This is a genomic window from Leisingera sp. ABM4_060 (genome assembly GCF_056158765.1).
In genome coordinates, this window is the sequence record NZ_JBSWTX010000001.1 from 629,957 (window position 1) to 647,291 (window position 17,335).

A 17,335-nucleotide genomic window follows, 5' to 3' on the forward strand; every position below is an offset into this window, starting at 1 on the left:
TCTGTCCCAAAATCCCTGACAACGGACAGTTCACAATGCCCACTTGAAACGTATGCGGGAGGAGCAGCAAAGCCTGGATGCCGAGCTGAGCCGACTGCGGCAACAGGAGGGCTACAATGCGCCTCTTTCTCCTTTCCTGCGCGACGTGTTTGACCGGATGTGAGTGGCTGCGGCCGGAACCGGTCTTTGTCGAGCCCGTTATTCCGCCGGATCTGACCACGCCATGCCGAGAGCCGGTGAAGGGGCCACCTACAGTGGGAGGGTTTTCTGAATTGGCTCTGAAATGGAAAGCAACGGCCAAATGCAACGCTGATAAGATTCGTAGAATCGCAGACCTGCAATCCAAGTCAGGCTAGGCAGTCCGGTTAAACACTTCTGAAAAAAGTAGGATCAGAAAGTTGCTCTCCAGAGTCATCGCACCCAAACTGGAAGCCAAATGCTAAAGCTCCGGAGCAGTCACTTTCCAACCGGAAGCTTCAAATTCTGGTAGATTTCCAGCTTGCCCACGATCTCGCTTATAGTTTGGTTTTTCTGGTTGAGTTCGCTGAGCTGCTTCCTCCACTTTTTCGTGTACCAGCTGAGAGAGAAGGCTTGGTAGGTTATTATTGAAGTCGTGAGCAACGCAAGGTTTTGCGTCTTGAATTTAGCTGCGGCGATGATGGACCAAGCCATGACTTCAAAAGTTAAAATTCCGGCCTTGTTTGCGGTGACCGAAGCAGGAGCCTGCAGTTCACCCAAAACAGCAAAGATGAGCACAACGACAAATGCTATCATTGTGGCCAAAAGAGAGCGGACTATAGACCCGCCGAAGAAAACACCTGATGAGAGCTCTTGAAAGAATTTACGTTCTGCGAGGTCATCACGCAGGCCCTCGAGAATATCGAAGTTAGAGAGACTCTTTTCAATAGATCTTCCGTCCCTCTCACTTTCTGCATCTTTTCTGGCCCGTGAAATGCGATCGTAGAGGTCCTGAGATTCACAGACCTTTTTGGCCTGAGCCAGGGCGCTGTCCCGCAACTTTTCCAAGCGGGGAACCATCACGGAATCAACGCCAATACCTAGTGCCGCGACGGCAAGGCCAAGCGAGCACAACTGGGAGACGTCAGAAAACTGAATCGGCATTGCTTGCGGAGAACTTTAATTGTCGTCGAGTAGTGTAGGTCTACTCTAAGTGGATCGGATGGCAAAGCGAAAGATAGTAATTAAACTCGGATTTCAGATCTTCAGCAATGTCGGGTTGGTTAAAGGACAAAACGGCCTTCGCGAGTTGATGGTCTGTTTCGAAACGGAAACCGTGACCGTCAACTACTATGAAGTGTGAGAAATGCTCAGTGTCTGTGCCGGGGGCAGGCGCAAAAAGTGACTTTTCAGGTTGGCACGCGATCAACTTTGCGAACAAGTTTTGTCGCAATTTCTCTGGGTTCGTCTCCTCAACAACTGCAAGAATTCTCTGACCTCGCGCGATCAATCTATCCCCGAGGCTTAGCACATCCCCAGTAAAACAATCAGAGTTCAGGCTCCCTGAACTGACAAACACATCAGCCTTCTGATCAAGAGCCAGCTGTAACAACTCTTTCACAACATGCTGGGCGTGAAGGATTGATCTGTTCGTAAGGGTGTGGGTTGAATGGCTAATTCTTGCCTGAGTCACAGCCTTTTCAAAGGTGTGGTCATCAGAAACAGGCGAAGGCTGAGTCTTGTTCGAAAGAACCTCATCAACTTCGGACATCAGTTGTGCTTCCCGGCGTGGACTGCGCTGTCCATCCTCAGGCGATGGAGGGCGCGAGAAATATTTAGAAAATTTAAGCACCATAGGTAACCGTTTCGACTGTTCTGTCAAGAATAGTAGCTGACGAGCGAAGAGTTTCGATGCAGCATACGTATAGTTTCACGGGCAAATTTACGCCTAAAGGTGTACTCCCGATTGTTGAAGTTTCTGTTACTGAAGCGATCATCAAGTTAGGGAAACTTTAACTATCTGTCGCTTTCCCAACGGGTTGTACCGTCAAGTAGGGCTGCCTGTTAGCGGATTCAAAAAAAGACGCGTCCGGAGGGGGCGTAATCAACGGCTCGGATCCGGTTGCCGAAATCCAGCAAAGGGGGCTACCAGCGAGAAAATCCACGGCCCGGACGGGTCAGCAATCGACACCGATTCAGCTTCTTCGGTGGCAATCACCACCACGGCAGTCGGCAGCGGTCAAGCGGACGGAGACGGCTCTATCTCCGATGCAAACCTGTTCGGCGCAGCCGTCAAACACCTTTTGCTGGCCGACGTTCTGGTAGCCTTCTACGTTCTGTCGATCCCCTGTGAGGCACCTCATTTCGGCGTCAGAAACGCTGTTTGTCGTGCTGATTGGCTAGCTGGTCTCAGCTGCTGTCATTGATCATTTCGGATAGCTTGGTGCCTAGCAGGCTGCTGAAGAAGTCGGCTCTCGACGCGGCCTGAGGAACATGATTCACCCTCAGCACAATTTCGGCGGGGGTTGGTGATGCGCGGGACGGACGAAGCGAGCGGATCGCTTTTCAGCTATGTCGATCTGGAAGAGCGCATCCCAGCACGGCACCCTCTCCGCAAGATCAGGCAGGTGGTCAACGACGCGCTGGCCAGTCTGGATGCCGATTTCGAGGCGGTCTACACCGATTTCGGCCGCCCCTCGATCCCGCCGGAACGGCTGATCCGGGCCAGCCTGCTGCAGATCCTGTTCTCAATCCGCTCCGAGCGGCAGTTGATGGAACAGATGCAGTATAATCTGCTGTTCCGCTGGTTCGTGGGCCTCGGGATCGACGATCCGGTATGGGTGCCGACGGTGTTCACCAAGAACCGCGACCGGCTGCTGACGGCCGACATGTCGCGCAAGGTGATGGCGGCTATCCTGGCGCATCGCGAGGTCGCGCCGCTCCTGTCGGACGACCACTTCTCGGTCGATGGCACGCTCATAAAGGCCTGGGCATCGATGAAGAGTTTCCAGCCGAAGTCGGCGGGCACGCCGCCCGGCGATGATAGGCCGGATGACCCGCCCGCGACATCCATTGCCCCTGCCGCACAACCCGCCCAGACCGAACCCGAGACCGCTCCAATGCCCCGCTACAGCCGCCGCACCCGAAATCCCGAGGTCAACTTCAAGGGCGAGAAGCGTTCGAATGCGACCCATGCCTCGGTCACCGACCCGGACGCACGGCTCTATAAGAAATCCCCTGGCACAGGTGCGGTGCTGTGCTTCATGGGGCATGCGCTGATGGAGAACCGGCACGGGCTGGTTGTGCAAGGCGACCTAACCCACGCTGACGGCCGCGCCGAGCGAAAGGCTGCGCTGGACATGCTGCACCGCCACTCCCCCGGATCGACCCGGCGGCTGACCTTGGGAGCCGACAAGGGATACGATGCGGCCGAATTCGTCGCAGATCTCCGCCAGGCCTGCGTCACCCCGCACGTCGCCAGGAAGGCGCGGCATTCAGCAATCGACGGTCGCACAACCCGGCACAAAGGCTATGCCCTGTCCCAGAAGCACCGCAAACGGATCGAGGAGGCGTTTGGCTGGGCCAAGACCGTTGGCGGCATGTCCCAGACCGTCTATCGCGGCGCCGAACGGGTGCAGTCGCGCTTCATCCTGACGCTCGCAGCCGGAAATCTCGCCCGGCTGCCCCGGTTGCTGGCGGAATGAGGCTGGAGGGGGGGACGCAGGCCTGCTTCCAGCCACCCAATCCGGAAGACCGATGAGAGAACTCATTCCACCACGGAGAACAGCGTCCCACTGGCCTGACTAATTCAGCGGCCTGCTAGGTCAGTTCGCTGACACTAACCCGCGCCGCAGGTTGTTCGAAGATGGCCTTTGGAGACTGGATCACCCAGATAGAGTAACCCCAATCCGCTTAGAACAGGAAATTGTCTGCGTCCCTGACGTCATCCAGCTCAGAGTCATTTATCCGGATTTCAACATTCCTGAAAGAAATCACGACATCTCCCTTTACGGCTTTGAACTTGAGATCATCGAATTCTGAGGCGCCGCGCCTGATCAGAATAAAGTCTGACTCAGTTGAGAAGTCTTCTATCAGATCGTTGCCATCTCCCTTTGCGAAGATGAAAGTATCCCGGCCACTGCCGCCCTTCAGGGTGTCATTGCCTTTGCCACCCTCCAATGTGTCGCGGCCTGCCCCGGCGTACAGGCGGTCATTGCCTTTCTGCCCCATCAGCGTGTCGTTGCCGCCCCCGCCCCAGCTGTGGTCGCGGCCTTCACCGGCCCGCACCAGATCATTCCCACTTCCTGCATAGACAGTGTCATTGCCGCTACCCGTTTTAACCACATCAGCGCCGCTGCCCGTGGCGATCTGATCCCGGCCGCTGCCCAGCCGGACATCCATATCGGCCTTTACCTCTGAAAAGTCGGCCTTATCCGCTCCAGGAGGGTTCTTGACCTTGAGCGTATCGGTAAACTTCACACCGCCGCCTGACACCGACGTCCCGACCCGCAGTTCGTGATATTCCTCAAAGCCAGTCCCGATGAACGGATTGCGGATCAGATCCACATCCTTCACTGCGTCATCGCCGTATTCTGAAAAGAAGTTGAAAAGTTCAACCGTTTCCCTGGCGAAGTCAGGATCCTGAAAAAGCGTGTCGATTTCGTTCTGCGCTGCAGCCAGTTCTCGTTTCAGGTAGCGCAATGACAAGGTCTCGCTTACCGGGTCGACCAAAGCAGTCGCGACATCATAGATGTCAACCAAACGTTCGACCGGGTTGAGAATTTTGGCCAGCCTTCCCAAAGCCCCATGCAAAGGCAGATCCTCAAGATCCTCCTTCAGCGACTTCACCGCATCCACCAGTTTTTCCGAAGAGGAACGGTCAGACCGCAGGAATTTCTCAAGCACTCTGGCTTCCGCCCGGCTGGTCTTCTGCCGCCCGGTCGCTTCCAGGGCGTTCTCAATCATCTCGCCGGTAATGCCGGTAACAACTTCCAGAATATCATACGAAGCTTTTGTCCATGCCGCTCCGGTTTTTTCCTTCTGTTCCACCGCGAGGTCATTCAGGAGCCGGATGTCACGGGACAGGCGCTCCAGGAGATCCAGTTGCGGCTTGAACTTCATGTACCGCTCATAGAAATCCTGCTGCACTGCAGGCCAGCCGCTGCCGCCAAACTTGTCATTGTCCTCGAGCTTCACCTCGACAGACACGTTTCTGCTATAAGTCAACGGGTCCGTAGGCAGCCACATATAAACTGGCTGCCCGTCGGAAAAACCCACTAGGCCTCGGAACTCAAGCGAACGCTCGATATTGAGGTTGAAGCCGAAATTGAGATACCCACCGATCTCGTCAGAGATAATAAGATCTTCGGGATAGGTGACCTGAAGCGTGATACTGTCCGCGCTCCAGCCAGTTACAGATATTTGAAAGATCTCTTCAAATGTGTCGTCCTGCGCGGAGGAGTAAGTTTCGCCCTTAACGCCTAAGCGGGAGATTTCGGCGCTAACCTGAATTTCCTGCCCCAACCGGTACGGGGAGCTGGAAAAGGTGTCGATAAGGACCTGCACTGAGTGGGAATTCTGCGTACTGACAGGCAGGGTGATGGTTGTGCCAGTGTCGCCTTCCTCAATTAATAGCTGATACCCAAGGACACCGTTGTCGACTAGCCTGCTGGCCATCTGAGCCTCCGTAAAATCTTTTAGACAAATCCAAAAATTTACACAACCTGACACACAAATCCACACTACTGCAACCCACCTTCAGTTGCAGCAGAAAGTCCGGCCTCAACGGAGCGTACAGATGGCCTGCTCCGGACCTCGGACAGTATATACCAATTTATTCGACGTCTTTTGCTGCCTGCCAGGGCAAACTTTCAATTGGTGGCTCATAACGATTTGCCCGGTAGCGAGATTCCGGAATGTCGTACCCCATACCGCTGTCATCGACCCGAACGTCATCTTCGACATCGAATGGGCGCTTTGTGCGGTGAATGCCCGTTGGCCTCTTCATAACCATTTCCTTAGCTAAGTTTCTTGCGGCGCTTGGCCACCTGTTCGTTCTTCAGTTGGCTTGAGGAGCCCTTCTACTCTGGTTTCTCATCTACGGCCCTCATAGCCGTCAAAACCTCATCACCCAAAGCCGCCCGAAGCACGACGTCCACCTCCGGCAAATAAGAAACCCACATTGGGGCTCCGTCCATGGTGATATCTGGCGGATACCCCTCGAACTCGCAGAGTGCACGAGCTGCACGTTCTCGAACTGGCTTCTCCCTCGCCATGCCTTGCTCCTTTGTTGAACGCAGCTTACTCGCCTATTGCGAAAGCGCAACCGCCGCTCCGAGCCCTAAGCGGACTCTGGTCGCCTGCTAATCCTTCGCCCTCGCAGCATGGCGCGAACAGCACAAAGCAGACATAGCTCTTGCCCACAACAGGGCAAGAAGCAGGCCCTCCGCGCGAAAGCTAGAATTAGCAGGCCGCTGAATTAGTCAGGCCAGTGGGACGCTGTTCTCCGTGGTGGAATGAGTTCTCTCATCGGTCTTCCGGATTGGGTGGCTGGAAGCAGGCCTGCGTCCCCCCCTCCAGCCTCATTCCGCCAGCAACCGGGGCAGCCGGGCGAGATTTCCGGCTGCGAGCGTCAGGATGAAGCGCGACTGCACCCGTTCGGCGCCGCGATAGACGGTCTGGGACATGCCGCCAACGGTCTTGGCCCAGCCAAACGCCTCCTCGATCCGTTTGCGGTGCTTCTGGGACAGGGCATAGCCTTTGTGCCGGGTTGTGCGACCGTCGATTGCTGAATGCCGCGCCTTCCTGGCGACGTGCGGGGTGACGCAGGCCTGGCGGAGATCTGCGACGAATTCGGCCGCATCGTATCCCTTGTCGGCTCCCAAGGTCAGCCGCCGGGTCGATCCGGGGGAGTGGCGGTGCAGCATGTCCAGCGCAGCCTTTCGCTCGGCGCGGCCGTCAGCGTGGGTTAGGTCGCCTTGCACAACCAGCCCGTGCCGGTTCTCCATCAGCGCATGCCCCATGAAGCACAGCACCGCACCTGTGCCAGGGGATTTCTTATAGAGCCGTGCGTCCGGGTCGGTGACCGAGGCATGGGTCGCATTCGAACGCTTCTCGCCCTTGAAGTTGACCTCGGGATTTCGGGTGCGGCGGCTGTAGCGGGGCATTGGAGCGGTCTCGGGTTCGGTCTGGGCGGGTTGTGCGGCAGGGGCAATGGATGTCGCGGGCGGGTCATCCGGCCTATCATCGCCGGGCGGCGTGCCCGCCGACTTCGGCTGGAAACTCTTCATCGATGCCCAGGCCTTTATGAGCGTGCCATCGACCGAGAAGTGGTCGTCCGACAGGAGCGGCGCGACCTCGCGATGCGCCAGGATAGCCGCCATCACCTTGCGCGACATGTCGGCCGTCAGCAGCCGGTCGCGGTTCTTGGTGAACACCGTCGGCACCCATACCGGATCGTCGATCCCGAGGCCCACGAACCAGCGGAACAGCAGATTATACTGCATCTGTTCCATCAACTGCCGCTCGGAGCGGATTGAGAACAGGATCTGCAGCAGGCTGGCCCGGATCAGCCGTTCCGGCGGGATCGAGGGGCGGCCGAAATCGGTGTAGACCGCCTCGAAATCGGCATCCAGACTGGCCAGCGCGTCGTTGACCACCTGCCTGATCTTGCGGAGAGGGTGCCGTGCTGGGATGCGCTCTTCCAGATCGACATAGCTGAAAAGCGATCCGCTCGCTTCGTCCGTCCCGCGCATCACCAACCCCCGCCGAAATTGTGCTGAGGGTGAATCATGTTCCTCAGGCCGCGTCGAGAGCCGACTTCTTCAGCAGCCTGTTAGGGGAAAGCCGTTCCTCGGTTCAAAAATAGAAGGGCAGAATCACGGTACCAAGATCAGGCTCCTCGCCATCTCCTCAAGTTGGGCCAAGTTTCCCCAATCTGGGAACTTTGAGAGCTCTTCACGAATCCATAAATAGTCAGGGTCTGTGAGCAAAACTGTCGCGACCAGCGCGCTGAAATCTGACCCAGGTTGTGCTACTTGCAGCAATCTTTCTGTTCCTCGAACAATTTTCGCCCATTTGCGAACAGTTGCGTCGCCATTTTGGTAGTCTTCGAGATCGCTACGAATTGTCTCTAGAGCCGTGCAGACAGATTCACCCAAATTCATTCTAACACTCACCAATCTCTCGGAGTCATTGAGATACAGAGCATCAATTATGGTTCTTCGGCCTATTTCATCACGCCAACGCAATCTATAGTTCTGAAAGTACATGTGGTCGGCAGGGGTGGTATCATACGGATTGACAATCTCTCCATCTGTGTCAACGTTGTAAGAACCCTTACGACCGTTGCATCGCTTGCATGAAGGTAGGAGGTTCTCCCATTCAACGACTCGATCCGGAAACTGATCCTTGCACCTGAAGTGTTCGACCTCCATGTATTTCGACTCTTCACTAATATTCGTCTCACAATAAGCGCACTTATTGCCAGAACTTTCGAGAAGAGGAAGCTTGATGCTCTTTGTGTTCCAGACTGATTTTCCTGTTTCCTTAAAGCGATTAGTCAAGTCTTGGACTGTTTGTTCACTCAGGAAATCTGGCTTCTCTCCGCGCGATAACTTAATCACCGAACGACCCACCTGATCTTTGATCAAAGGCAAATGGAGCCGATTGTATTTCCAGCAATTTTCTAATTGGGTTTCGAGCGTGAAGCATTTCTCTTAATGTAGATAATGCTTCGTTTACCTTCTCAGAGTTTTCAAGATCCAAGGCCTCGTCAAATTCACGCATAGCTTTGCGAAAGGGAATGGTTCTTGTATTTTCTACACCCATCACTTCTTCTAATATTTCCTCAACGGTCCACCCAAGGTATCCATACTTGCTAGTTGGAATTGATTTAAGTTCCACTTTTCCGTCTTGATTTCTCCTGAGTGAAATTACATCATTAGCATCAGTGGTTTGAATTACATGCGGACTGTGTGTTGTTGCGATAATTTGAGCATCTGGAAAAGCTGAAGTGAGCACACGTCCAATTTCTTGCTGCCACGTAGGATGAAGGTGTAGATCTATCTCGTCGATTAGTATAAGGCCAGAAAATTCACTAGCTGATACATCCAGTTTTCGAAATTCAATTTCTTTTAATATGCTCAGAAGTAGAAAGTATGTTGAGCGGAAGCCAGAAGACATAAGTTCAAATGGAATGACGCCGTTCGGTGTAGACACCATTACTTCGAATGAAGTTACATCCACTTGGTCCAATGCAACATTCGGATCTAATAATTCGAAGAACTTCTTTGCTGTTTCCAAGTTCTCGAGCATTTGCGGCGTCCAGCTACTCTTGCTCGCGTGAGGCGCCAAAAGATATCTGTTCGTTAACCAAGTCTTGACTTCATTTGGCGAAGGGTCCGAGGTTACACGCTTGCTGAAATTATTCAAATCAAAGTCTGGGTCGCGACTTATCGATTGCTGTTGAAAGTATTGAAGATCGCGTGAAGCTCTTATGTGAATTAAGTTAACAGCCTCCGGCATTCTCGAGTTAATAAACTCACCCGATTTCGGATCCAGTTCGTTTATTTGGAAGTTGACGTTTCTTTCCACTCTGTCCACTTGAAACTTCAGGTTCAACAATCCATGCACAGCGGATTGCCGGCGTTTCAATCGGTGATTACTTCCAATGCTGAATGATGCGGTAATCGCTTCAAGTACAGTCGTTTTCCCGACACCATTATCTCCGCATATTAAATTAATGCCAGAGTTGCCGTTGAAGCTAATATTTAACTCTGGGAATGGACCGATGTTTGTTAAGTTTAATTCTTTTACTCTCAATCTTGAGTTTGACAAAGCTTTGTCCTTGCTTGGGGATCGTTTGGGCTGACCAGAGGTTGCATGATTTAAACGGTGAGAGCAAACAGTTACTCTTTGTTTTACTGTACTCCAGCGGTATTTAGATGCGTCCAATCGTTGCATTGACCAGTCAACTCCCCATTGCCTAGTCCGCATATTGCGCAAGGCGGTCGTAGGGCACGATCAGGACGTTGTTTGCAGCGAACGGCTACTTTGTCCCGACCATAGACTATGGTCGCCTACAAGGGCTGCGGCGGCATTGTGGAGCGTCTAACAAAGGAGCGCGGAGCATTTCATTGAGGCTACTGCTTTTCAGGCTTCAACGCTCAGCACCATCAAACCGCGATAGGCTTAATGCTGTGCGCCTGGTTGAATGCTGCCTAGGCATCTGGCAGCCGGTTAATCAATTCTTAACCTAAACTTAGTGGGACTCGTCATGTTTTTGATTGGAGACTCATTATGACGACTGGAAATGTGCAGCAAGGCACTGGCGGTGCGGATTATCTCACTGGCGGCACGGGAGGGGACACTCTCCAAGGACTTGGTGGAAAAGACACGCTTTTCGGACTTGAAGGTGCCGATCAGCTGGAAGGCGGCGGCGGGAGCGACCAACTCTATGGCGGCGCAGGAACGGACAATCTGCTTGGCGACAACGGCTCAGATCTACTGGAAGGCGAAGCAGGTAATGACACCCTCCTGGGCGGCAAAGGGGCCGATACGCTGAATGGCGGCAACAACGATGACCTTCTGGACGGCGGCATCGGAACTGACGAATTGGATGGAGGCAAGGGCGTCGACACCATTATGGGTGGCGATGGCGAAGACACGATCATTCACAGAACTGCAGATGACTTGATCTTTGAGGATGTGGTCGATGGCGGTGAAGGGATTGATACGCTGAAGTTCATTATAGATGCTGGCGACAATCTCACCATCGGGGCTGGAATCTCTGCCAATGGAGGCCCAGCCATTGATTTCGATGGGATCGAATTCTTCGATACAAACAACGAGGCATTTTTGGTCCAGGAGAATGGCACCTATGATTTTTCCGGCGTGGTCTTCAAGAAGGGGTTAACCTCGGTAAAGGCCGATATCACGGTTACCGGTAATGACGGTGCCACAGTCACCGGGTCCGATCAGGGGGACGCGATTACCGGCGGATCTTCAGGGGCCGACTGGTTCATCGGCGGTCTGGGCCATGACACTCTAATCGGCAATGCTGGCAACGATACGCTGGAGGGCGGGCAGCTCAGTGACGAGCTCTATGGCGGCAACGGTAACGACCTGCTGATGGGTGACGAATGGGGAGACACCCTGGATGGCGGCAATGGCAGTGACACGCTGATCGGCGGGGTGGGAACCGACGTTTTGATCGGCGGCAAAGACAATGATTCTCTGGATGGGGGAACCAAAGCTGACGAATTGGATGGCGGCAAGGGTATCGACACCGTTCTCGGCGGTGATGGCGAAGATACGATCATTCATAGAACCGCAGATGACCTTATCTTTGAGGATGTGATCGATGGCGGTGAAGGGATTGATACGCTGAAATTCATTATTGATGCTGGCGATAATCTCACCATCGGGTCCGGAACTTCGGCCAATGGAGGTCCTGCCAATGATTTCGATGGGATCGAAATCATTGATACAAACAAGGAGGCGTTTTTTGTCCAAGGAAATGGCACCTATGATTTTTCCGGCGTGATCTTCAAGAGGGGGTTAACCTCGGTACAGGCCGATATCACGGTTGAGGGCATTAACGGTGCCACGGTCATCGGCTCCGATCAGGGGGATGCAATTTCCGGGGGGGCGTCAGGGAACGATTGGTTCATCGGCGGTGTGGGCCATGACACTCTGATCGGCAATGCTGGCAACGATACGCTGGAGGGCGGGCAGCTCAGTGACGAGCTCTATGGCGGCAACGGTAGCGACCTGCTGATGGGTGGCGAATGGGGAGACACCCTGGATGGCGGCAACGGCAGCGACACGCTGATCGGCGGAGTGGGAACCGACGTTCTGATCGGCGGCAAAGACGATGACAAGCTGTTCGGCGGCAGCATGGACAATACGCTTCTTAGAACCAAAGAAGACACGCTGGACGGCGGTGAGGGCAGCGACGAGTTGACCGGTGGCGACGGCGCCGACACGTTCATCTTCGCAGCTGGCAACGATACCATCACGGACTTTGGGGATGGCAGCGACACCCTGAAACTTTCAGAGTTGGATCTGGATATCTCAAGTCATTCCGAAGCTCTTGAAAAGGCCGTTTTTGAAAATGGCGCTGTCGTTTTCACTTTTGATTCCGGCGACACCTTGACGATCATGGGTCAGAATGTGACCAGCGTGGAAAGCATCCAGAACGATATCACATTGTTCTGATGCAGATCTGCGGGCGCCTGAGGCGGGCGTCCGCAGGGATCATCTGAATAGATGGAGAGGGAACGAATTCCCCCCAGTCCCTTCTAGAGTGCATCTTGAAAGCAAAGCGTTTACTTGCGTCAGTATGCGCACGAAGCGGACACGCAGGGGTTCCAGGCTGCATGTGCAGCGAAAGGCAACTCCGTCCCGCGACTAGTCGAGTTCGAGGGTGAAGTACCAGCACCTACTTCGAGGCACCGGTACTATGTTTCTAGAGTCACCAACAGTCTGATATCAAAGAATACCTTCGACACTTAAAATCTCCTGGCCTTATGGCCGTGCGGGTTCGAGTCCCGCCGTCCGCACCATTGACTTCCCATGATCTGGCCCAGGGCTGCCCAGGCAGCCGCAAGTGTCAGTTCTTGACCGGATCCGTGCCGGACGAGGGCTCGTTCACCATGGCGACTGCGCGTTGCAGGGCTTCGATCAGCTGCTGGGCTCCGGCGGCACTGCATCTGAGGCGGGCGGTCACTTCGCTTCGCACCTCGACGCCGCCGCTGGGCATCGGGTCAAGCATATTTGTTTGCAATTCGACCTGAACGGTGCCGCCAGCATGACCATAGGTGGTGCATCCGTCGAAATAGATGACTGTGTCGCTCAAACCTGAAACTCCCCTGGGCAATTGAGCGCAAGCCTAGGGGCCGGGCCCGCCTGGCGGCAACAGAAACCTGCTGATATGCTTAAGAGCGCGGCTGCGCCGGAGGAGTTTTGCAGCCTGCGGCCGCGGGCTTCCTTTGATATGCAACAGCCCGGCAGGGATACTGCCGGGCTGCCTGCGATAACCTGCGGCTGTGGCGCGTCAGCCGCGGCCGCGGTAGGGCGGTACGCCTTGATCGGGGATCCAGACGCCTTCGGGCATTGGGCCGGTCTGCCAGAACACGTCAATTGGAATACCGCCGCGCGGGTACCAGTAACCGCCGATGCGCAGCCATTGCGGCTCCAGGAAATCCGCCAGGCGGCGGGCGATGGAGACGGTGCAATCCTCGTGGAAGGCGCCGTGGTTGCGGAAAGAGGTGAGAAACAGTTTCAGCGATTTGCTTTCCACCAGCCACTCACCCGGCACATAGTCGATCACCAGATGGGCAAAATCCGGTTGCCCCGTCATCGGGCAGAGCGAAGTGAACTCCGGCGCGGTGAAGCGCACGTTGTAGGCCACGTCGGCCTGCGGGTTCTGCACCCGCTCCAGTTCCGCCTGTTCGGGGCTTTGCGGCACGATGGTATCGCCGCCCAGTTGCTTCAGGTTGCTGTAGATGCTGTCGGACATGTCAGGGTTCCTAATCTTCAGACGCCGCGCTTGTTGCCCCAGACCAGCACATGCAGTTGGGGCAGGACGCGGGGGGTGAACCAGCCGTCGCCGGTTACTTTTTCGATGAGCCACAGCAGCCGGTCGGTGGCTTGCTGCACGTCGACGGGCAGCTCCGGGTCAACTTCCGGGTTGCCAGGCTGCAAGTACAGCGGCAGCTCAGGATGGCGTTCGGCGGCGGCCTTGGCCCAGGCGTAATCTTTATCGTTGAAAATCACGATCTTCATCACCGCCTGGCCGCAGCCCTGTGCTGCCTCAAGGCATTGGTCGAAGGCCTTCCAATCCACTGTTTCACCGCTGGAGGGCGGCTTGGGGCTCAGCACCAGGGTGTCGAGATCCGCAAACCACGGCTTGCTGACCGAACCTTGCGTCTCGCAGGCAAAGCGGTAGCCCTCGGCCTTGCCATAGGCGATCACCGGGGCAAAGTCCTGGATTGCCGGGTTGCCGCCGGAGATCGACACCGTAAGCGGCTTGCCACCGGACAGGCGGCGCACTTCGCCCATGACTTCCTCCGGTGCCATCACCGCCCAATCGTGGCGGTAGGCGCTGTCGACCGCATGCAGGCTGTCGCACCAGGCGCAGCGGTAATCGCAGCCGCCTGCGCGCACAAAGACCGTTGGCTCCCCGATCAGGGCGCCTTCGCCCTGGATGGTGGGGCCGAAGATTTCCGCGATGCGCAGGGTCATGGCCGGTACTCCGCCCAAGTTTTCGGGGTTTCTGAGACTTTCACCGCAGTCACCTCCGGCCAGCGGGCCTGGCACCAGTCATAGAAGTGCTTGGCCATGTTCTCGGCGGTCGAATGGCAATCCAGCACGTCGTTCAGGTGGCGGTGGTCGAAGGTGCCGTCGATGTAGTCCTTCAGCGGCTTCAGCTCGTGATAGTCGCGCACAAAGCCATCGCTGTTCAATTCTTTGCCTGCCAGCTCGACCACCACGATATAGTTGTGCCCGTGCATCCGGGCGCATTGATGATCGGGCGGCAGGTGCGTCAGTTGATGCGAGGCGGAGAAGTGGAACTCCTTGGTGATCCGGAACATCAGGCGCCGTCCTTGCCTGCAACGGCGGCCTTCCAGAAATCCGGGTCGGCATAGCCGGTCGGGTCTTCAACGCCCGCCAGGTGGAAGGCCTCGCGCCGTTCGACACAGGTGCCGCAGCGCCCGCAGTGCTTGTCGCCGCCCTTGTAGCAGGACCAGGTCTCAGCAAAGGGGGTGTTGTGCGCAGCACCTGCGGTGACAATGTCGCCCTTGGTGCGGTGTACAAAGGGGGTGTAGAGCTGCACGTCGGCATAGCCGTCCAATGCGGCGCGCTGCATCGCGTCGAACGCTTCGGTGAATGCGGGGCGGCAGTCCGGATAGATGAAGTGGTCGCCGCCATGCACCGCCGTTGCCACGGCGTCATCGCCGTTTGCGGCTGCGATGCCATAGGCAATGGTCAGCATGATCGCATTGCGGTTCGGCACCACGGTGACCTTCATGGTCTCTTCTTCATAGTGGCCGTCCGGCACATCGATGTCGTCGGTCAGGGCAGAGCCCGAAAGCGCGGCGCCGATACTGCGCATGTCGATGATGTCATGCGGCACGCCCAGCCGTTCGGCTGCGGCGGCGGCATAGTCGAGTTCCTTCTTGTGGCGCTGGCCATAGTCGAAGGAGACAAGACGGGTCAGCTGATGCTCCTCAGCGACCAGATGGGCAAGCGAAACGGAATCCAGCCCGCCCGAGCAGATAACGATAGTCTTCATGTTTGAACCCTTGTTTTGGTGACCGGGTAGGCTGCGACCGGTGCCGCGCATATAGCCGCGCGCGGCTTAACGCGCAAGAGGCGGGCGGTTAGCGCACTTTTTGCAGGTGATGTTTGGAAAAGTTGAAAATGTCCTTTGGGACGGGCCTATGGCCCGGTCCGCGCCCGACCCTCTCCACGGGAGGGCGCTTCGCACCCACCCAGGGCCGAGCGCGAACCTGATGTTCAGCTTCACACTGGCGGTAATTCATCCTCCAGCCACTCTAGAAACGCCCGCGAGGCCGGCGTGCTGGCATGGCTTGGCGGCGGCAGCAGGAAATAGTTCTCCAGCAGCTCCGCCGAATGGTCGCTGGCTTTCACCAGCTGGCCGCTCTTCAGCAGCCCGCCCGCCAGCGTGTCATGCGACATGGAAATCCCGGCGCCGTTCACCGCGGCGGTCATGGCAATTACATAAGTGGAGGCCAGCTGGATCTCGTGATTGCGTTCTAACGGCCGCTCCTGGGACTTGAACCACGCGCCCCAAGAGCCTGTGACGCCGGCACAATCCAAAAGATGCGCGGTGCTGAAATCCACCGCGCCGCCCTGATAGCCCGGGGCACAGACCGGGTAGAACCGGTCCCGCGTCAACCGGACCGCGGCCGCCGACATGTCATTCGGACGGCCAAAGCGGATCTCGGTCCCGGCCGAGCTGGCATGGCGCTCCGGATCCCAGATAGGGGTCACGATGTTCAGCACCAGCCAGGGGAACCTTTCGTACAGACGGGGCAGGCGCGGCGACAGCCAGAACACCGAGAACGCCATGTTGCACTGCAAGACCAGATGCCGCCCCTGATCGCCGCCGGTAAAGGCCTGGGTGCCGGCCGCAATCAGGTCAAAGGCCTCACGCACGATGGGCATGTAATTGGCCCCGGCCTCCGACAGCTCCAAGGCGCGGGTTTTGCGGATGAACAACTCACGCCCCAGGAAATTCTCCAGGCTGCGCACATGCTGGCTGATCGCCGATTGCGTCAGGTTCAGCTCGCCGGCGGCGCGGGTGAACGACAGGTGCCGCGCACTGGCCTCAAAGGCGCGCAGCCAGGTGAGCGGGGGCAGGGACGGTGAGGGCGATCCGGGGGAAGACAGCGACGAAGACATGGACACATGACCTATGCATTAGTTCAATTAATGCATTACGCGTGAATCAATCGTTTGTCAGCAGCGATTGCGGCTGGCACCAATAGTGCAGCAACTTTTGGGAGGCGCCAGAATGAACAAGCAAGCGGACCTGAGCCCGAACCTCACCCATTGGCAGGAGCGCGTCGACATGGCCGCGGCCTTCCGCTGGACCGAACGGCTGAACATGCATGAGGCGGTGGCCAACCACTTCAGCCTGGCGGTGAACGAGGATGGCAGCCAATTCCTGATGAACCCGAACCAGGTGCATTTCAGCCGTGTGAAGGCCTCGGACCTCTTGTTCCTGGATGCCAACGATCCCAAGACCATGGACCGCCCCGATGCGCCGGACCCGACCGCCTGGGGCCTGCACGGTTCAATCCACCGCCTGTGCCCGCATGCGCGCTGCGTGATGCATGTGCATTCGATCCACGCCACCGTGCTGGCTTGCCTTGCCGACAGCACCCTGCCGCCGATCGACCAGAACACCGCCACTTTCTACAACCGCTATGTCGTCGACAATGAGTTCGGCGGGCTGGCCTTTGACAGCGAGGGCGAGCGCTGCGCCTCGATGCTGACCGACCCCAAGGTCAAGACCATGATCATGGGCAACCACGGCGTGCTGGTGATCGGCGATACCGTCGCGGACACGTTCAATCGCCTCTACTACTTCGAGCGCGCCGCCGAGACCTTTATCCGCGCTCTGCAAACCGGCCAGAAACTGCGGGTGCTGAGCGACGCGGTCGCCGAGAAAACCGCGCAGGAGCTGGAGGATTACCCGGATCAGGCGGAACGCCATTTGGCTGAGCTGAAGGCGATCCTGGACGACGAAGGCTCCAACTACGCCAGCTAAGCAGGCACTCCATGCAGGCAATGAGGCCACGGGCAGTTGCGACAGCTGCCCGGCGGTTTGCTGCATCCAATCGAA

The 17,335-nt window shown here is 56.6% G+C and carries 16 protein-coding genes and 1 pseudogene; 5 read left to right on the forward strand and 12 right to left on the reverse strand.

Annotated features, from left to right (window positions below; translation table 11 throughout):
• Positions 1 to 116: 116 nt before the first annotated feature.
• Positions 117 to 356, forward strand: coding sequence for an Rz1-like lysis system protein LysC (gene lysC / locus ACXAEH_RS03155; RefSeq protein ID WP_475031038.1), 240 nt, complete (start codon positions 117 to 119; stop codon positions 354 to 356).
• 100 nt (positions 357 to 456) lie between these two features.
• Here the strand turns inward: lysC and ACXAEH_RS03160 are convergent, their stop codons facing one another.
• Positions 457 to 1,122: a hypothetical protein gene (locus ACXAEH_RS03160; protein ID WP_475031039.1), complete on the reverse strand. Its 666-nt coding sequence runs from the start codon at positions 1,120 to 1,122 to the stop codon at positions 457 to 459.
• Between the two features lie 40 nt (positions 1,123 to 1,162).
• Positions 1,163 to 1,729: a hypothetical protein gene (locus ACXAEH_RS03165; RefSeq protein WP_475031040.1), complete on the reverse strand. Its 567-nt coding sequence runs from the start codon at positions 1,727 to 1,729 to the stop codon at positions 1,163 to 1,165.
• Between the two features lie 514 nt (positions 1,730 to 2,243).
• Between ACXAEH_RS03165 and ACXAEH_RS03170 the strand changes: the two are divergent.
• Positions 2,244 to 2,358 (forward strand): annotated as a pseudogene (locus tag ACXAEH_RS03170) (DMT family transporter); the annotation flags it as partial.
• A 131-nt stretch (positions 2,359 to 2,489) separates the two neighbouring features.
• Positions 2,490 to 3,662 carry an IS5 family transposase gene (locus ACXAEH_RS03175; RefSeq protein ID WP_475030626.1) on the forward strand — a complete coding sequence of 391 codons (1,173 nt, stop codon included), beginning with the start codon at positions 2,490 to 2,492 and terminating at the stop codon, positions 3,660 to 3,662.
• A 208-nt stretch (positions 3,663 to 3,870) separates the two neighbouring features.
• Here the strand turns inward: ACXAEH_RS03175 and ACXAEH_RS03180 are convergent, their stop codons facing one another.
• The 4 genes from ACXAEH_RS03180 to ACXAEH_RS03195 all read right to left on the reverse strand — a co-directional run bounded on the left by ACXAEH_RS03180 (position 3,871) and on the right by ACXAEH_RS03195 (position 9,921).
• Complete coding sequence (locus tag ACXAEH_RS03180; RefSeq protein ID WP_475031041.1) at positions 3,871 to 5,634, reverse strand: calcium-binding protein; 1,764 nt, start codon at positions 5,632 to 5,634, stop codon at positions 3,871 to 3,873.
• Between the two features lie 905 nt (positions 5,635 to 6,539).
• Positions 6,540 to 7,712, reverse strand: coding sequence for an IS5 family transposase (locus tag ACXAEH_RS03185; protein ID WP_475030626.1), 1,173 nt, complete (start codon positions 7,710 to 7,712; stop codon positions 6,540 to 6,542).
• Between the two features lie 123 nt (positions 7,713 to 7,835).
• The gene (locus ACXAEH_RS03190) at positions 7,836 to 8,609 is read right to left on the reverse strand and encodes an HNH endonuclease (protein ID WP_475031042.1); all 774 of its coding nucleotides are present in this window, start codon (positions 8,607 to 8,609) and stop codon (positions 7,836 to 7,838) included.
• Complete coding sequence (locus tag ACXAEH_RS03195; protein WP_475031043.1) at positions 8,575 to 9,921, reverse strand: AAA family ATPase; 1,347 nt, start codon at positions 9,919 to 9,921, stop codon at positions 8,575 to 8,577. The genes ACXAEH_RS03190 and ACXAEH_RS03195 overlap by 35 nt, the downstream gene beginning before the upstream one ends.
• A 336-nt stretch (positions 9,922 to 10,257) precedes the next feature.
• On the opposite strand from ACXAEH_RS03195, the gene ACXAEH_RS03200 reads away from it, so the two are divergent.
• Positions 10,258 to 12,177, forward strand: coding sequence for a calcium-binding protein (locus tag ACXAEH_RS03200; protein ID WP_475031044.1), 1,920 nt, complete (start codon positions 10,258 to 10,260; stop codon positions 12,175 to 12,177).
• 394 nt (positions 12,178 to 12,571) lie between these two features.
• On the opposite strand, the gene ACXAEH_RS03205 is transcribed toward ACXAEH_RS03200, so the two are convergent.
• The 6 genes from ACXAEH_RS03205 to ACXAEH_RS03230 all read right to left on the reverse strand — a co-directional run bounded on the left by ACXAEH_RS03205 (position 12,572) and on the right by ACXAEH_RS03230 (position 16,389).
• Positions 12,572 to 12,817, reverse strand: a complete 246-nt coding sequence (locus ACXAEH_RS03205; RefSeq protein WP_475031045.1) for a hypothetical protein — start codon at positions 12,815 to 12,817, stop codon at positions 12,572 to 12,574.
• 198 nt (positions 12,818 to 13,015) lie between these two features.
• Positions 13,016 to 13,480, reverse strand: coding sequence for a preQ(1) synthase (gene queF / locus ACXAEH_RS03210; protein WP_226429056.1), 465 nt, complete (start codon positions 13,478 to 13,480; stop codon positions 13,016 to 13,018).
• A gap of 17 nt (positions 13,481 to 13,497) precedes the next feature.
• The gene (queE, locus tag ACXAEH_RS03215) at positions 13,498 to 14,205 is read right to left on the reverse strand and encodes a 7-carboxy-7-deazaguanine synthase QueE (protein WP_475031046.1); all 708 of its coding nucleotides are present in this window, start codon (positions 14,203 to 14,205) and stop codon (positions 13,498 to 13,500) included.
• The gene (queD, locus tag ACXAEH_RS03220; RefSeq protein ID WP_475031047.1) at positions 14,202 to 14,555 is read right to left on the reverse strand and encodes a 6-carboxytetrahydropterin synthase QueD; all 354 of its coding nucleotides are present in this window, start codon (positions 14,553 to 14,555) and stop codon (positions 14,202 to 14,204) included. Before queD ends, queE begins: the two co-directional genes overlap by 4 nt.
• Positions 14,555 to 15,256, reverse strand: coding sequence for a 7-cyano-7-deazaguanine synthase QueC (queC, locus tag ACXAEH_RS03225; RefSeq protein ID WP_475031048.1), 702 nt, complete (start codon positions 15,254 to 15,256; stop codon positions 14,555 to 14,557). Before queC ends, queD begins: the two co-directional genes overlap by 1 nt.
• A gap of 230 nt (positions 15,257 to 15,486) precedes the next feature.
• Positions 15,487 to 16,389, reverse strand: coding sequence for a LysR family transcriptional regulator (locus tag ACXAEH_RS03230; protein ID WP_475031049.1), 903 nt, complete (start codon positions 16,387 to 16,389; stop codon positions 15,487 to 15,489).
• Positions 16,390 to 16,501: 112 nt separating this feature from the next.
• Here ACXAEH_RS03230 and ACXAEH_RS03235 point away from each other — a divergent pair, with 112 nt between their 5' ends.
• Entirely contained in the window at positions 16,502 to 17,260 is a 759-nt protein-coding gene (locus ACXAEH_RS03235) for a class II aldolase and adducin N-terminal domain-containing protein (RefSeq protein ID WP_475031050.1), read from the forward strand.
• The last annotated feature ends 75 nt before the right edge of the window (positions 17,261 to 17,335 follow it).

What these genes read in the sequence shown, in the direction of transcription:
- lysC (WP_475031038.1), top strand. Translation starts at nt 117, where the DNA reads ATGCGCCTCTTTCTCCTTTCCTGCGCGACGTGTTTGACCGGATGTGAG.
- ACXAEH_RS03160 (WP_475031039.1), bottom strand. Translation starts at nt 1,122, where the DNA reads ATGCCGATTCAGTTTTCTGACGTCTCCCAGTTGTGCTCGCTTGGCCTT.
- ACXAEH_RS03165 (WP_475031040.1), bottom strand. Translation starts at nt 1,729, where the DNA reads ATGTCCGAAGTTGATGAGGTTCTTTCGAACAAGACTCAGCCTTCGCCT.
- ACXAEH_RS03175 (WP_475030626.1), top strand. Translation starts at nt 2,490, where the DNA reads ATGCGCGGGACGGACGAAGCGAGCGGATCGCTTTTCAGCTATGTCGAT.
- ACXAEH_RS03180 (WP_475031041.1), bottom strand. Translation starts at nt 5,634, where the DNA reads ATGGCCAGCAGGCTAGTCGACAACGGTGTCCTTGGGTATCAGCTATTA.
- ACXAEH_RS03185 (WP_475030626.1), bottom strand. Translation starts at nt 7,712, where the DNA reads ATGCGCGGGACGGACGAAGCGAGCGGATCGCTTTTCAGCTATGTCGAT.
- ACXAEH_RS03195 (WP_475031043.1), bottom strand. Translation starts at nt 9,921, where the DNA reads ATGCAACGATTGGACGCATCTAAATACCGCTGGAGTACAGTAAAACAA.
- ACXAEH_RS03200 (WP_475031044.1), top strand. Translation starts at nt 10,258, where the DNA reads ATGACGACTGGAAATGTGCAGCAAGGCACTGGCGGTGCGGATTATCTC.
- queF (WP_226429056.1), bottom strand. Translation starts at nt 13,480, where the DNA reads ATGTCCGACAGCATCTACAGCAACCTGAAGCAACTGGGCGGCGATACC.
- queE (WP_475031046.1), bottom strand. Translation starts at nt 14,205, where the DNA reads ATGACCCTGCGCATCGCGGAAATCTTCGGCCCCACCATCCAGGGCGAA.
- queD (WP_475031047.1), bottom strand. Translation starts at nt 14,555, where the DNA reads ATGTTCCGGATCACCAAGGAGTTCCACTTCTCCGCCTCGCATCAACTG.
- queC (WP_475031048.1), bottom strand. Translation starts at nt 15,256, where the DNA reads ATGAAGACTATCGTTATCTGCTCGGGCGGGCTGGATTCCGTTTCGCTT.
- ACXAEH_RS03230 (WP_475031049.1), bottom strand. Translation starts at nt 16,389, where the DNA reads ATGTCTTCGTCGCTGTCTTCCCCCGGATCGCCCTCACCGTCCCTGCCC.
- ACXAEH_RS03235 (WP_475031050.1), top strand. Translation starts at nt 16,502, where the DNA reads ATGAACAAGCAAGCGGACCTGAGCCCGAACCTCACCCATTGGCAGGAG.